Annotated in this window: 16 protein-coding genes; 6 read left to right on the plus strand and 10 right to left on the minus strand. The window is 65.6% G+C overall.

All coding sequences use genetic code 11. The features are described from left to right. Positions 1–91: 91 nt before the first annotated feature. On the plus strand, positions 92–1,804 hold the full coding sequence (locus tag MUK72_RS01830; protein WP_244703250.1) for a cation:proton antiporter: 1,713 nt from the start codon (positions 92–94) through the stop codon (positions 1,802–1,804). A gap of 97 nt (positions 1,805–1,901) precedes the next feature. Here the strand turns inward: MUK72_RS01830 and MUK72_RS01835 are convergent, their stop codons facing one another. Both MUK72_RS01835 and MUK72_RS01840 read right to left on the minus strand, forming a co-directional pair. Next, positions 1,902–2,267 carry a NifU family protein gene (locus MUK72_RS01835; RefSeq protein ID WP_244703252.1) on the minus strand — a complete coding sequence of 122 codons (366 nt, stop codon included), beginning with the start codon at positions 2,265–2,267 and terminating at the stop codon, positions 1,902–1,904. Between the two features lie 25 nt (positions 2,268–2,292). Further along, positions 2,293–2,628: a DUF5783 family protein gene (locus MUK72_RS01840; RefSeq protein ID WP_244703254.1), complete on the minus strand. Its 336-nt coding sequence runs from the start codon at positions 2,626–2,628 to the stop codon at positions 2,293–2,295. Between the two features lie 87 nt (positions 2,629–2,715). On the opposite strand from MUK72_RS01840, the gene MUK72_RS01845 reads away from it, so the two are divergent. Continuing rightward, complete coding sequence (locus MUK72_RS01845) at positions 2,716–3,816, plus strand: aminopeptidase (RefSeq protein ID WP_244703256.1); 1,101 nt, start codon at positions 2,716–2,718, stop codon at positions 3,814–3,816. Between the two features lie 46 nt (positions 3,817–3,862). Here MUK72_RS01845 and MUK72_RS01850 read toward each other — a convergent pair whose 3' ends face one another. The 5 genes from MUK72_RS01850 to MUK72_RS01870 form a co-directional block, all read right to left on the minus strand. Further along, positions 3,863–4,051, minus strand: a complete 189-nt coding sequence (locus MUK72_RS01850; protein ID WP_244703258.1) for an antitoxin VapB family protein — start codon at positions 4,049–4,051, stop codon at positions 3,863–3,865. A gap of 56 nt (positions 4,052–4,107) precedes the next feature. Beyond that, positions 4,108–5,205 (minus strand): phospholipase D-like domain-containing protein, encoded by a 1,098-nt coding sequence (locus tag MUK72_RS01855; RefSeq protein ID WP_244703260.1) that lies wholly within the window; start codon positions 5,203–5,205, stop codon positions 4,108–4,110. Positions 5,206–5,275: 70 nt separating this feature from the next. Further along, complete coding sequence (locus tag MUK72_RS01860) at positions 5,276–5,971, minus strand: SDR family NAD(P)-dependent oxidoreductase (protein ID WP_244703262.1); 696 nt, start codon at positions 5,969–5,971, stop codon at positions 5,276–5,278. Between the two features lie 279 nt (positions 5,972–6,250). Further along, complete coding sequence (gene fer, locus MUK72_RS01865; RefSeq protein WP_004051793.1) at positions 6,251–6,640, minus strand: ferredoxin Fer; 390 nt, start codon at positions 6,638–6,640, stop codon at positions 6,251–6,253. Between the two features lie 56 nt (positions 6,641–6,696). Then, a complete protein-coding gene (locus tag MUK72_RS01870) occupies positions 6,697–7,842 on the minus strand; it encodes an inorganic phosphate transporter (protein ID WP_244703264.1) in 1,146 nt (381 codons plus the stop codon). 114 nt (positions 7,843–7,956) lie between these two features. On the opposite strand from MUK72_RS01870, the gene hisA reads away from it, so the two are divergent. Continuing rightward, positions 7,957–8,682, plus strand: a complete 726-nt coding sequence (hisA, locus tag MUK72_RS01875; protein ID WP_244703266.1) for a 1-(5-phosphoribosyl)-5-[(5-phosphoribosylamino)methylideneamino]imidazole-4-carboxamide isomerase — start codon at positions 7,957–7,959, stop codon at positions 8,680–8,682. Positions 8,683–8,756: 74 nt separating this feature from the next. Here the strand turns inward: hisA and MUK72_RS01880 are convergent, their stop codons facing one another. Further along, entirely contained in the window at positions 8,757–9,482 is a 726-nt protein-coding gene (locus MUK72_RS01880; RefSeq protein WP_244703268.1) for a hypothetical protein, read from the minus strand. 88 nt (positions 9,483–9,570) lie between these two features. Here MUK72_RS01880 and hisB point away from each other — a divergent pair, with 88 nt between their 5' ends. The 3 genes from hisB to MUK72_RS01895 are packed head-to-tail and all read left to right on the plus strand — an operon-like array spanning position 9,571 to position 11,266. Beyond that, a complete protein-coding gene (gene hisB / locus MUK72_RS01885) occupies positions 9,571–10,155 on the plus strand; it encodes an imidazoleglycerol-phosphate dehydratase HisB (protein WP_244703270.1) in 585 nt (194 codons plus the stop codon). Beyond that, entirely contained in the window at positions 10,155–10,658 is a 504-nt protein-coding gene (gene trpY, locus MUK72_RS01890) for a TrpY family transcription regulator (RefSeq protein WP_244703273.1), read from the plus strand. Before hisB ends, trpY begins: the two co-directional genes overlap by 1 nt. Continuing rightward, positions 10,655–11,266, plus strand: a complete 612-nt coding sequence (locus tag MUK72_RS01895) for an IMPACT family protein (RefSeq protein WP_244703275.1) — start codon at positions 10,655–10,657, stop codon at positions 11,264–11,266. The genes trpY and MUK72_RS01895 overlap by 4 nt, the downstream gene beginning before the upstream one ends. 15 nt (positions 11,267–11,281) lie before the next feature. Here MUK72_RS01895 and MUK72_RS01900 read toward each other — a convergent pair whose 3' ends face one another. Together MUK72_RS01900 and MUK72_RS01905 are read right to left on the minus strand one after the other, a co-directional pair. After that, positions 11,282–11,995: a queuosine precursor transporter gene (locus MUK72_RS01900; RefSeq protein ID WP_004051782.1), complete on the minus strand. Its 714-nt coding sequence runs from the start codon at positions 11,993–11,995 to the stop codon at positions 11,282–11,284. Positions 11,996–12,070: 75 nt separating this feature from the next. Beyond that, positions 12,071–14,314 carry a twin-arginine translocase subunit TatC gene (locus tag MUK72_RS01905; RefSeq protein ID WP_244703277.1) on the minus strand — a complete coding sequence of 748 codons (2,244 nt, stop codon included), beginning with the start codon at positions 14,312–14,314 and terminating at the stop codon, positions 12,071–12,073. Between the last annotated feature and the right edge of the window lie 71 nt (positions 14,315–14,385).

Consider the following 14,385-nt stretch of genomic DNA (forward strand, 5'->3'; position numbering starts at 1 on the left):
TAAATACGCGCGGTTCGCCCCGCTCGGCAGCCAACCGGTCGTCTCCGCCGCAGGCGAGGCGCTTAACCGATCGTGTCGAATACCCCGCCACATGCTGGCCCAGACGGTCGCGGCGACCGAAGTCAATCTGCTCGTCGTCTTCATGATCGCCGCGGGCGTCGGCGTCTTCGTCGCCAAGATCGGCCGCTTTCCATATACGATCGCCCTCCTCCTCGCCGGCTTCGGCATCTCGATCATCCAAGCGCTCACCGGCATCCAGCTGTTCGACATCCAGCTCTCGCACGATCTGATCCTGCTGGTGCTCCTGCCGCCGCTGCTGTTCGAGGGCGCGGCGACGACCGACCTCGAATCGTTCCGCAACAACCTCGTGACGATCCTCACGCTCGCGGTTCCCGGCCTGATACTCGCCGTGCTCGTGCTCGGACTCGTGGGCCAGTTCGCCTTCGGCTTTCCACTGCTGGTCTCGCTGCTGTTCGCCGCGATGATCCTCCCCACCGATCCGGTGAGCGTGCTCGCGCTGTTCGACGAGCTCGGCGCGCCCGAACGGCTCTCGACGCTCGTCGAGGGCGAGAGCCTGCTCAACGACGGCGTCGGCGTCGTCGTCTTCACGGCGCTGTTGACGCTCGTCCAGGAAGCCAGACGGACCGGTACGCCCGTTTCGGAGCTGCTCACGCTGCAGGAGATCGGCTCGACGGGGTTGGACATCCTCGTGACGAGCTTCGGCGGGATGGTCGTCGGCCTGCTCGCGGGCTACGCGGTCTATCGCGTGATGGTCAACCTCGACGAGCACATGACCGAGATCGTCCTCACGCTGATCCTCACCTACGGGAGTTTCCTGCTGGCCGAACACTACCTCCACGTCTCGGGCGTGATCGCCACCGTCGTCGCGGGGCTGTTCATCGGCAACCGCGGCGTCGAGTACGCGATGAGCCCACAGACGAAGCTCTCGATCTTCAACACGCTCGAAACCGCCGCGTTCATCGTCAACACCTTCATCTTCGTCGCCATCGGCGCGACGACGCCGATCCGCCGGCTGGGCGAGTTCGCCGTCCCGATCGCGATCGCCATCGTGCTCGTCATCCTCGCGCGTGCGGTGGTTGTCTATCCGCTCACCGGGCTCGTCAACCGGTTTGCGAGCACCGAGGTGCCCTTCGACTACCAGCACGTCATGGTCTGGGGCGGGCTCCACGGCTCGATCCCGATCGCGCTCGTGCTCGGGCTTCCACCGGGCTTCGAGCTCGGCACCCAGCTCCGGGCGATGGTCTTCGGCGTCGCCGCCTTCAGCCTCGTCGTTCAGGGACTGACGATGCCGCGCCTGCTCAACGGGCTGAGCATCGTCACGCGCTCGGCCGACCAGCAGCTCTACGAACTGCTCAGCGGGCGCGAACGCGCCACCGACGCCGCCCTGGACGCCGCCGATCGCCTCCACAGCCGTGGCGACATCCCGGCCGATGTCTACGAGGACTTCACGACCGAGTACGAAGAGGAGCGTGACGACCTCCGCGAGGCCATCTCACAGCTCATGCGCGAGAACCCCGACCTCCGGCGCGAGGAGCTGCTCGTCGGCGAGCGCCGCCTGCTTCAGCGCGAGAAAAGCGCCGTGCAGGACGCAGTCCAGAACGGCGTCATCAGCGGCGACATCGGCGATCGCCTGCTCGAAGAGGTCGATCTGAAACTCGACCGCGTCGACGACGGCCGGAGCACCGTCGACGAGAGCGAGGAGGCCTACGAGGAGTTCTGGCGCACGCAGGCCGCGGAGTTCGGTCTCGACATCGAACCGAAGGGCAAGGGCGCGGACGACTGACGCGGCGCTCGGTGGCGACAGTAGACACTGAGAGAGATAGCCGGCCGAAAAATCGTCGATCGTTTTCGGATCCTGCGATCGGAACCCGCGGAGTGGCTTAGAACGGGGCCTCTGGGCCTTCGTCGTCCTCGGTCGTCTCGCCGGGGAACGAGGGGCTCATGCCGCCGCCACCGAAGCCGCCGTCGCCCATGTCACCGCCACCCATCCCGGTGTTGGCGTGGACCTGGTTGATCTCGGGGATCTCCTTGACCATCCGACTCTTGATCGCCTGGATCGTCATCGGCGAGATGCCACAGCCCGAGCAGGCACCGCCGAGCGACACGGTCACTTCGCCCGACTCGCGGTCGAGCTCCTGGATCGCCGCGCTGCCGCCGTGCATCTGGATCTGCGGGAAGTTCCGGCGCAGGAAGTTCGAGATCTCCTCGCGCAGGTCGTCGTCGCTGCTCTGACTCTCGGTGCTCATGCTCGTCGGTACGCTCGCACGCTTCTTAGACCTTTGGACTCCCGGCATCGAGGTCGAACACGTTCGCCAGCTCGGTTTCGAGCGTCGTGGTGTATTCGGCGAGCACCGCGTCGAACTTCTCCTCGTCGACGACGATGGCCGTGAGCCGATCGTAGGGCTCGTCGGGGATCGCGATCCGGAACCCCTCGTCCGTGTCGTAGAACGGTTCGCTCTCGTTGAGCACCTGTTGGTCGACGGCGTGGATCAGTTCCGAGTCGTAGCGCTCGCTCATCGACTCGAAGGCGTTGCGGTAGGCGGTCTGGAGCTCGGGGAAGTAGTTCGCGTACTTGTCCTCGAACTGCTCGGGGCTGAACTCGGTCATGCACGGCAAACGTGCGGCACGGACTAAAGCGGGCCGATGGAGATCGGGTTCCGAAACTGGTTTGGATCGTCCACGGCTCGATGAGACATGGACCCACGAGTCCGCGAGCACGCACAGCTGATCGCCGACGCCGTCGATCTCGCGGCCGGCGACGAGTTCCTCATCAAATCCGAGCCGCCGGCCGACGACCTCGTGACCGCCCTCTACGAGGTCGCGGGCGAACGCGGTGCCAATCCGCTCGCGATCCGGACCAATCGCAGCGGCCGGGCGATGCGGGCCTATCTCAACGCCGCCGACGAGAGTGGAGTGGAGTTCGAGACGCCTGCCCACCAGCGCGCGCTCGTCGAGGCCGCCGACTGCCACGCGATCATCCGCGGCCACGAGAACGTCACCGAACTCGGCGACGTCGATCCGGACGTGAACTCGGCCTACGAGAAGGCCCACGGCCCGATCCTCGAAGAGCGCCTCGGCCACCGCTGGACGCTCACCCAGCATCCCACGACGGCGAACGCACAGCTCGCCGAGATGAGCATCGAAGCCTACGAGAACTTCGTCTACGACGCCATCCTGAAGGACTGGAACGAACAGGCCGAGTTCCAGGCCCAGTTGGTCGAAATCCTCGACGACGCCGAGGAGGTCCGAATCGTCTCGGGTGCCTCGACCGACGTCACGATGTCGATCGCGGGCAACCACGCGATCAACGACACCGACAGCCACAACCTGCCCGGCGGCGAGGTGTTCACCGCACCGGTGCCGGATTCCGTCTCGGGCGACGTCCACTTCGACAAACCGGTCTATCGCCGCGGCCGCGAGATCACCGACGTGCGACTCACCTTCGAGGAGGGCGAGGTCGTTTCCCACGAGGCCGAGAAGAACGAGGACCTCCTGACGACGATCCTCGATACCGACGCGGGTGCGCGCCGGCTCGGCGAGCTGGGCATCGGGATGAACCGCGACATCGACCACTTCAGCTACAACATGCTGTTCGACGAGAAGATGGGCGACACGGTGCATATGGCCGTCGGCCGTGCCTACGACGACAACGTCGGCGAGGACAACAAGCAGAACCAGAGCGCACAGCACGTCGATATGATCGTCGACATGAGCGAGGATTCGCGGATCGAAGTCGACGGTGAGGTCGTCCAGCGCGACGGTACGTTCCGGTTCGAGGACGGTTTCGAAGGCTGAGTTAGCTATTCAGGTCAACAAATAATTTTGCAGTCATACGCGAACGTTAACGCCGCTCGGCAACGGTTTCGCGCATCGTTTCGGCCTCGTCGTCCGAGAGAATTCCGGCGATTTCAAGCAACGATCGCTCGCCGGTGACACGCTTGACGACATCCGAGAAACTCTCGTCCTCACGCTTTCGGCTGGCGAGACGTTCGTAGGCCTCGTCGTCCAGCCGGATGGTCTTCGTCCCCATGTGTACACATGCGTGTGTGTCAGCATGAAGCTTTTCGCGAGAACAGCTGTTGGCAGCTATCGATCGAACGCTTCGTCGAGGATTCGTTTCCTGTAATCGTGGTCGACAGCCGCTCGATACACGGCTGGTTCGTGGCTACGATTACGATAGGGTGACGTCTCATATCGGCCGATCTCGTTGAGTGTTGCTTCGATCCATGCCTTCCGGAATAGCGTTTGGCGCGCCCTATGTAGACCATCAGTAACTGCTGGCAGATGGGGTGCGCTTTCTCCCTTGAAATCGTAGTTGCGTGGGACAGACTGCAACAATTCGCCGATATTTTCGTAGTCATCAGGAATGATGAATCGCGTCCAGTTTCCCGTCTTTCCAACGAAACCGAAAACAACTCTGTTCCCGATGATCAGTCTGATCTCGGTTCCTGATGAAGGAACTGAAGTAACCAACTGCTTGTCCTCATCATCCAATCCAGATATCTCGATGAGTTCACGCATCAATTCGAGATGTTCCGCAGCCCACTCGCGGCACGGTGCTTTCGTTAGACGATTTATGAGTCTGTCATAGCCATCTCCTGTTCGTTTTTCAGGACTGGATTTTGCTATCGTAGCGCTAACCCGACGCGATTCCGAGGGAATCGACGTTGCACTGCTCGCGCTTGCGCTGCTCGGGATGGAAGAGGAGGTTTGGATGCGCTCGTCGATGGCATCGAGTTTCGCCGGCGAACTTTCGGTCCACAATCCCTCGAACCACTCGCGTAGCTCCACGATTCGTTCGGGGTCGTCGAACCGAACGCCGAGTTCGTCCCGTCGTCCCAGCCCAGTTCGGGCGAGGTTCGCCGATCCGACGAGCGCGCCGGTTTCACCGATGACAGCCTTCGCGTGGAGGTTCCGAACGTCACGTATTCGCTCGGGGTGGCGTGCGACGAACTCACGGATGGTTTCGCGCTCACTCCTGCGGTAGTTGTCGAGCCACGCCTCCATATCGGTCAACAGCCGCCACGACGCTGTATCGTCGAGAACGCCATCGAGATAGTCAAGCGTGATGTACGGTGACGCGAACAGCACCTCCTCGTCGGCGACGATCTCCCGTATCGCGGCATCGAACGGTGACACACCGCCAGCGGCGCTCTCGTCGGTGTGGTGGACGATTTCCGGCATGCTATCGTGATGAGTCGGTTCTGCAATGTAGCTTCTGCTGCATAGCAGTGTTCTCGCCGGTGAAAGCGAATCAGAACTCCTCGGCGTGCGGGCGGAGATCGAGTTCGAGCGTCCACGCGCACTCGTCCTGTTCGACGAGCTGCCAGTAGTTCGTGGCGATGGCGTCGGGATCGAGGTAGTCGTCGGGATGTTCGACGTCCTGGTCGGGCGGGCGGATGCCGCCGTCGATGACGACGTGAGCGACGTGGATTCCCTGCGGGCCGAGATCGCGGGCCATCGACTCGGCCATCCCGCGGACGGCGAACTTCCCGGCCGAGAAGGCGAGCGCACCCTCGTTGCCGCGAACCGAGGAGGTCGCACCGGTGAAGATCACCGTCCCGCCGTCGTTGTCGAGCATGTCGGAAACGGCCGCCTGTGAGCAGTGGAAACTCCCCTGCGGGCCGATCGCGAGGGCTTCCTCGAACTCCTCGTCCGAGAGGTCCAGCAGTCCCTTCCACGCGCCGCCGCTCGCGTGGTTGACGAGTACGTCGACGGGGCCGAACGCCTCGCGGATCTCTTCGAATCCCGCCGCGACCTGCTCCGCATCGGTGATGTCCGTCCGGATCGCGAGTGCCTCACCGTCCTCGTTCAGTTCGTCGGCGAGCTCCTCGATGAATGCCGAAGAACGTGCGAACAGGCCGACTGCACAGCCCTCCGCGACGAATTTCCGAGCGATCGACGCACCCAGTCCGGGACCGACGCCCGCGATGACGGCCGTTCGTGTCATATCCATCACTCACCATGCAGTCACAAAACTGTTCGGTGGATCGTCGGCAGTGACGGAGCGACGGCAGCGATCGGGATGGCGGGGTAGCAGGGTGGCGGCGAGCGCAACTGACGGTAGCGAGCGAGGCCAACGGCCGAGCGAGCGGGAGTCGTTCATCCACCTAAAGAGCAGAGCGCCTCTGAGCCGTCGTTCACTGTCGACGCGCGAGGATAGGGTTCCCACGGAGTTCGAGCGAGCGCCGGAAGCGCAAGCGAAGACCCCGTGTGAAAAGTGGGGGCGTTATATGACGCGGTTCTGCAGGTAGTCGAGGTGTTTGGCGTTGTAGACGATCTTGACCTCGTCGGCGGCCGGGCTGCCGATGCAGGTCAGACGCACGTTACGGTCCTCGACCTCCTCGTTGGAGAGGATCTGCTGCATGTCCATGTCGATCTCGCCCTCTTTGACGATGGCGGCGCAGTTCGCACACGCGCCCGCCCGGCACGAGAACGGCCAGTCGTACCCCTGTGCCTCGGCGGCTTCGAGGATGTACTCCGACTCGTTGACGTCGATCGTGCCGTAATCCTCTTCACCGAGACCGGCGTCTTCGGCCTTCTCGAACAGGTCGTCGTCGTCGATTTCCCATCCCTGATCGTCGAACACTTCGTAGTTGACGTATTCTACGGTGGGCATCACCCGCCGTTCACCCCCCGGCTTGTTAGGTGTTGTTGTTCGGATCACAGAATCGATTAAAAGACCGTGAGAAACCGGAAAACGAGGTAGGCAGCGATCGTCGAGATCGCGGGAACCAGGTTCTGGAGGGCGATGACTTTCGCCGTCGTCGCCGGCTCGAACAGCTCCGCCGCCTCGTCGGTCGCCCCCGGATCACGCAGGTCCTCATCGGCCACCACAGCCTCGCCGACCGACGTCCCACCCGTCGCCAGCGGATCGGTGCGCTCGTCGACGGTCCGGGTCGCCCGGCCCCAGCCGAGCCCGACGATCGACATCGTGGCGATGATGACGACGCTGACGGGGATGTCGAACCACGATAAGATCGTGACGAGCGTCGAACTCACGATCGCGACCACGAGCGCCGCCAGCAGCGGCATCTCGGTGAGCCCCTCGCCCATCGTCGCGATCGTTCGCCGGCCGATCGTGAACGCGCCGAGCCCGACCGCGACGCCGACGAGCAGCAATCCGGGCTCTATCGCGAGCGTGCCCGCGCCGACCAGCGGCGCGATCGCGTTGGCGGCGTTCGACGTGCCCGCGCTGAACGCCGTATAGCAGGCCACGATGACCACCAACAGCGTCCCGACGGCCTCGCGACGGGTGGTGTTCGCCCCGAGGCGCGGCCGTGGCAGCGCCCCCCGACGATCGAGTGCGAGCAGCGATCCCTCGGTCTGCTTGATCGCGAGCGCGCTGGCGAGCCGTGAGTAGAAATACCGGCCGACGACGGCGCTGACCCAGAAGGCGACGATCGGCGAGACGAGCCACCAGGTCAGGATCTCGGTCATCGTCGCCCAGTCGAGCGCCTCGCTCGCCAGCCCGAGGCCCGCGATCGAGCCGACGCCGGTCATCGAGGTCGAGGCGGGGACGCCGACGACGTTGGCGAGGAACAGCGCGAATCCGATGAAGAAGAGCACGACGACGCTCGTCTCGGGCGTGAAGTAGCTCGACGGGACGATCCGCCCGCCCATCGTTCGGACGACACCACGCCCGACCGTCCAGCCGCCGAGGAAGAAAAAGAGCGTCATCAGCGCCGCCGCGCCGGTCTTCGAGACCGCGCTCGCGCCGGCGGCCGGCCCGAAGGCGACACCGATGTTCGAGCCGCCGACGTTGAAGCCGACGAACACCGCGACGCCGAGGCCGACCACGAAGAGAGCCGAGAGTGCCATAGTTCCTCATACGACGCCGAACGGATAGTTCTTTCTCGCTCACGAGAAACCATTTCGTAAGTTATCGGCGACGGCTTCCGACGGGTTTAGGCCGGCGCTCGCGGAGAGCCCCTCATGTTCGAGGGTTTCGAGGTGATCCCGGCCGTCGACGTGCAAGAAGGGAAGGTCGTCCAGCTCGTCGGCGGCGAGCGCGGGAGCGAAACGGCGTACGGCGACCCGGTCGAAGCGGCCGAACGCTGGGTCGCGGCGGGCGCGCGCACGCTCCATCTCGTCGATCTCGACGGTGCGTTCGAGGGCGAACGCGAGAACGCACGGGCGATCGAACGGATCGTCGAGGCGGTCGACGTTCCCGTGCAGCTCGGTGGCGGGATCCGCACCGCCGCCGACGCCCGTTCGCTGCTCGACAGCGGCGTCGAGCGCGTGATTCTGGGCACTGCAGCCGTCGAAAATCCCGATCTCGTCGACGAGATCAGCGAGACCCACCCCGAACGAGTGCTCGTCAGTCTCGACGCCAGCGATGGCGAAGTGGTCGTCGCCGGTTGGACCGAGGGCACAGGGTTGAATCCTGCCGAGGCGGCCGTCGAGTACGCGGAGCGCGGGGCGGGCGGGATTCTGTTCACCGATGTCGACGTCGAGGGCCGGCTGGAGGGTGTCGAGGCCGAGCGCGTCCGTCGGATCACGGAGGCGGTCTCGATCCCGGTCGTCGCCAGCGGCGGTGTCGGCACGATCGACGACATCCGGACGCTCCGCGGGGCGGGTGCGGACGCGGTCGTCGTCGGCAGCGCGCTCTACGAAGGGAGGTTCACGCTCGCCGACGCGCGTGCGGCGCTCGACGAGTGAGGGAACCGCCGGCACGGGGTCAGTACGGCGACGGCGAGCGAATCAGCGATCGAGGGTGAGAGGACGGTTTCGTTTCACCGAGTGGCGTTCCAACGCGTGAGGAACGCCGACGCCAACCCGGTGAGACCGACCGGGATGGCGAGAGCGACCAGCGGGACGATGAGACCGGCGATGTCGAAGGGATTCGTGGTCGTACTACCAGTTGGGGTGGCTTCGGCACCACCGCCGCCACCGCCGGCGACGAGGCCGATGAGGACGGCAGCGATGAGCACCATCACGACGTAGCCGACCGCGGTGGCGATGAAGCTCGTGAGATAGGTCGCCCGTGCCTCGTCCAACCGTTCGGCGATACGGAGCCCGGAGATGACGGCCATGACGGGACCGGTCAGCAACACGACGATCAGCACCGAGATCAGAAACAGGCCAGCGATGATCGCCCCGCCGAACCCGCCACCGCTGCCGCCGGCGAGCAGTTCGAGGACGATGACGCCCAGCAGACCGAACCCGGCACCGACGATGCCGAACAGCCCGATGACGAACGTGAGCTGTGATCGCGGGCCGGACTGGGCGAGCGTGTCGCGCGCCGAGTCGAGGCTCCGGCCGATCGTCTCACCGGCACCACCCTCGCGGCGCGTCTCACCGGTCGATCGGTCGGCAGTCGGGGTGGTGTCGGCCGTGGAGCGGTCGTCGGCCGTGGAACGGCCGTCAGTCGTGGTGTGATCGTCGGCCGTGGAACGATCACCGGCGGTGGACCGGTCGTCGTCCGGGTCACGGTCGCTCGTTCCATCGTCGATATCCATGGCTCAGATGGCAGTCGGCTGGAAAATAAGGGTTTGGAACGGCCGACGGCTAGCACAACCGCCTTACGTCTGCCCGGAAAGCACCGATATGCCCCGGACTGCGACCGTAACGCGCGAGACGGCCGAGACGGCCATCGAGCTCTCGCTCACCATCGACGGCGACGGCGACTCGACCGCCGAGACGGGCATCGGCTTCCTCGATCACATGCTCGACTCGTTCGCGAAACACGGCCTGTTCGATCTCGACGTGACCTGCAACGGCGACCTCCACATCGACGACCACCACACGATCGAGGACGTCGCCATCGCGCTCGGAACGGCCGTCGACGAGGCGCTCGGCGACCGTGCCGGGATCCAACGGTTCGCCGATCGAAAAGTTCCCCTCGACGAGGCCGTCGCGGGCGCTGTCGTCGACGTTTCCGGACGACCGCTCTTTCGGTTCGATGGCACATTCTCGCAGGCCACGGTCGGTGAGTTCACGAGCGCGATGGCCCCACATTTCTTCCGCTCGCTCGCGACGAACGCCGGGCTGACGCTCCATACCGAAGTGACGGGCGAGAACGCCCACCACGAGATCGAGGCGCTGTTCAAGGCCGTCGCGCGGGCGCTCGACGACGCCACCCGTCCCGACGAGCGCCGCGAGGGAACCCCGAGCACGAAAGGCACGCTGTGATGTTCGATGAGATCATGGCGAAGTTCGCTGGCAGTCCGGGCCAGCAGGCGGTCGTCAGGCTGCTGCTCGAACGCGGCTTCTCGGTGAGTTCGGAGGGCCGGGTGGTCTCGGGCGACATCGAGATCCCGAACACGCAGATCGCGACCGAGGTCGGCGTCGACAGGAGAGTGGTCGATTCGACGACCGACACGCTGCTCGACGACGACGAACTGCGACCCATCTTCCGGAACATTTCGGCGGTCCCCAGTTTGAAGGACCTCGCGCCGGTGCTCGATCTCTCGGTGCTCACCGTCGCGGTCGGCGACGCCGAAGGGGTCGGCATCGTCGCTCGCGTCACGACCGTGATCGCCGATCACGACGTCTCGATCCGCCAGACGATCAGCGAGGACCCCGAGTTCACCGACGAGCCGCGGCTGTCGATCATCACCGACGAGCCGCTACCCGGTGACGTGTTGACCGAGATCCGCGAGCTCCCGTTCGTCCGCAAGCTCGAACTCGAATGAGCGAGATCTATCGCACGGTCGGGGAGCGCGGCGAGGCGGCCTTCGAGGAGCGCGGTTCACGGTTCATCGGTTACATCGCACCGGCCGAAACGGTCGGCGACGCTGAGGCGTTCGTCGCCGCCATCGAGAACGAACACCCGGACGCGTCGCACAACGTGCCAGCCTATCGGGTGCGCGCCGATCCGCTCCGAGAGTACGCGAGCGACGACGGCGAGCCCGGCGGATCGGCCGGCAAACCCGCGCTCACGGTTCTCGAACGAGAGGAGATCGAGAACGTCGCGGCGGTCGTCACGCGCTACTACGGCGGGACGAACCTCGGCGTCGGCGGGCTCGCGCGTGCCTACGGCCGGGCGGTGAAGCTCGCGCTCGACGACGCCGGAACCGTCGAACAGCGTCCGCACGAACGGCTCCGCCTCGCCGTCGACTACGACGACTCGGGGACCGTTCGTGGGATCCTCGAAAGTAGTGACGTGGATTTCGAGGCCGAGTACGAAGAGCGCGCGAGCTTCGCGGTGCGCGTGCCGAGCGCCGATGCTGCGGAGCTGCGCGAACGACTGCTGAGCGCGACCAGCGGGCGGGCGGAACTGGAATCGGACGACGGCGAGTGAGGAAGTGGGGGAGGGTTAGTCAGCGCCGGCGGCCGATCCGGCCGTCGTCCGTGAGCGCGCGTAGCCGACGATGGCGTAGACCGCGGGCGTGTCGAACAGCGCGATGAGGAGTTTGAGCAGATACTGGCCGATCCCGAGACCGAGCAGGATCGACGGCGGGAGCGCGCTGCCGACGCCGAGCAGTTCCGGCGCGAGATAGAAGGCGACGCCGACGAAGATCACGGTGTCGATCGCCTGACTCGTCGCCGTCGAGCCGACGTTGCGCAGCCAGAGCGCGCGCCCGTCGGTGTACTCCTTGAGCCGGTGGAAGACGAACACGTCCCAGTTCTGACTGACGAGATAGGCGATCAGGCTGCCCAGTACGACGTTCGTGCTCGCGCCGAGCACCGCGGCGAACGTCCCGGGATCGACCGCGCTGCTGGCTGCGGCCGGGGCAGCGATCGTCGCCCAGACCAGCACCAGCAGGACGAGGTTCATCGCGAAACCGAGGTTGACGAGGACGTGAGCCGACCGCCGGCCGTACAGTTCCGAGTAACAGTCCGAAGCGAGGAAGGTCAGCGCGTAGGCGAGCGACGCGCCCGGGAGGATCAGCTCCGAGCCGACGATCGGCAGCGAGAACGGGATCGAGAACGCGAGCACCTTCGTCGCGGTGAGCTGGGCGGTCACGAGCGCGGTCGTGAACAGGGCGATCAGCGCGACCTGGACGCCGGAGGCCCCGCGATCGCTCATCGTGGCCTCCCGGCGCTATCCGTCGAGGAGTGTGTCATATCGGAGGCGAACGCTACGTATAGATAGGCCGTTCGATCAGTCGGCGCTCTCGCGCTGGCCGCGCGTCGTTCGCCGCCCGCCGAGGGTGTATATCCAGAGCAGGCCGAGCCCGAGCCCGTAGCAGAGCATGATCGGAATGCCGATGATGAACATCATGAACACGCCACGTGGCGAGACGTAGGCGGTGAACGCGAACACGCCGACCGTCACCTCGCGCCAGCGGTTGCGCATCGCGCCGTAGAGCACCAGCCCCCCACGATGGAACAGCACCATCGTCACGGGGATCATCGCGAGCAGGCCGATGCCGGCGGTCGTGAAGAAGACGAGCCAGCCCGCGGCGCTGATCCGGTAGGCGACCACCATGTTCGAGCCCACGACGTCGGCGGCGAGCCACGAGATGACTGTGGGGGCCACGGTGGTGTAGCCGATGGCGACGCCGCCGACCAAGCTCGCCAGCATCGCACCGGCCCAGGCGAACAGCACCCGTCTGTCGCCGCCGGCTAGACCCCGTTCGCGCAGCGCCGGCCAGGCCCAGTAGAGGAAGAACGGGAGGATGGCGAGCACCGCCAGCAGCGTACTGAGTTTGATCTCGAAGACGAGCGCCTCGACGGGGTGGAGTTCGACGACGCCGATGCTCTCGGGACGGACGGCCGCCGGAAGACGGGTGAGGAAATCCGATCGGATCCCGCCGATGGCTCCCTGCGAGAGCCAGATGAACGTGCCGGCGAGCACGGCCATGAACAGTCCAAAGAGGAGGAAGGCCCGCGAGCGCAGGCTGTTGAGGACGAACGCGATGTCGTAATAGTAGCCGCCGATGTCCTCCTCGGTCGTCTCCTCGGCGGTGAACGAATCGACCATCCCGGCGGTCGTCCGGGTGAGCGCGTTGCCCTCGGGTTCCTCGGGCTCTTGGTCCTCGACGGCCGGCTCGAACTCGTCGGGGAACTCCTCGTCCTGATCGGCATCCGCGTCGAGTTCGTCGGCGTTCTCGCCGGCGGTCTGTGCGTCGTCGAAGCGATCGAGGATCGCCTGTGCCTTGTTCGGATCGCCGTCGCTCATCGCCATGCTCGCCTGCGCGGTCGCCTCCTCCTCGCTCATTTCGGCGAACGCCTCGGCCGGCGCGGCCCGAACGCCCGCCGCGTCGAGCGCGCCGACGTCGATCGTCGCGGGGCTGTCGGGGCGACCGGGTTCGGCGGCGGCACGCTCGACGGCGCGGTAGAGGTAGTAGACGAGCGCGAGGACCACCAGCACGAGGAAGATCGCGGCCGCGACGACCGCAATGGCCGCGTCTCGCGGCAGGCCGAGCAGCGGGCCGATATACTTGAACACCGGCTCCTCGGGCGCAAAGAAGGGGATCTGTGGGACGATCACCCGGTTGAAGTAGCCGCCGAAACCGGCGATGATGGCCCCGGCGACGCCGCCGGCGACCAGGGTGGGAATGCCGAGAACGCGCGCCCAGCGGTCGCGAACGACCCCGCGGACGCTGACGGCGCTCCCGCCGCGCTGGAGGGTCACGACGATGCGCGTGAGGCCGAGGCTGAGCACGTAGAGGAGGATGATCGGCAGCGCCCAGAGCACCTGCGTGAACGGGTCCGGCGGCGAGAACAGCGCGCCGAAGCCGAAGGCGGCGACGATGGCGTATTTCCACTTCTCGCGGAAGGTCTCGTAGGGGACGATCTCCGACAGCGAGAGCCCGGTCATCACGAGCGGGAGCTGGGCGGCGACGCCGAACGAAATGGAGAGCAGGAGGATGAACTGCGCCCAGAGCACGATCGAGTAGGTCGGCTGGAAGCCGACCGCGACGGAGTTCGACGCGAGGAATTCGAACATCAGCGGGAAGAAGACGAAGTAGCCGTAGGCGGCACCGAGAACGAACAACAGCGCGGCGATGAGCACGACGAGCGCGGCCTTCCAGCGGCCGCCGATCCGGGGCCAGTAGCCCCGGGTCTTGAGCGCGTCGCGCGAGTAGTAGAGCAGGACGGGCAGCGAGACGAACGCGGCGACGAACAGCGCGATCTTCACCTGCAGGAGCGGGACGTCGAACGGCGTCGTGGCGACGACCGAGGTCTGCTTGGCGACCGCGGGCGGCAATCGCGCGAAGAGATCCGTTTTGAGGCGATCCCAGACGTAGAGCCAGAGCGCGTAGAACGATCCGAGGAAGGCGACGAGGAAGACGATCGCGACCTTCTGGAGATGCGTCTGGGCGGCCGACAGTAGCGCACCCAGCGTCTCCCGTCCGCGCGCGACCGAGCGGCGAACGTCGTCGTCGACGGCTCCGGACATTCTACGAGAGGGTTGCTGACTCCCGGTTATCAATCTTGTCGGTCGCGGCCGCGAGAAGAAGGCTTACAACG

Source organism: Halococcus dombrowskii, assembly GCF_022870485.1.
GTDB lineage: Archaea > Halobacteriota > Halobacteria > Halobacteriales > Halococcaceae > Halococcus > Halococcus morrhuae.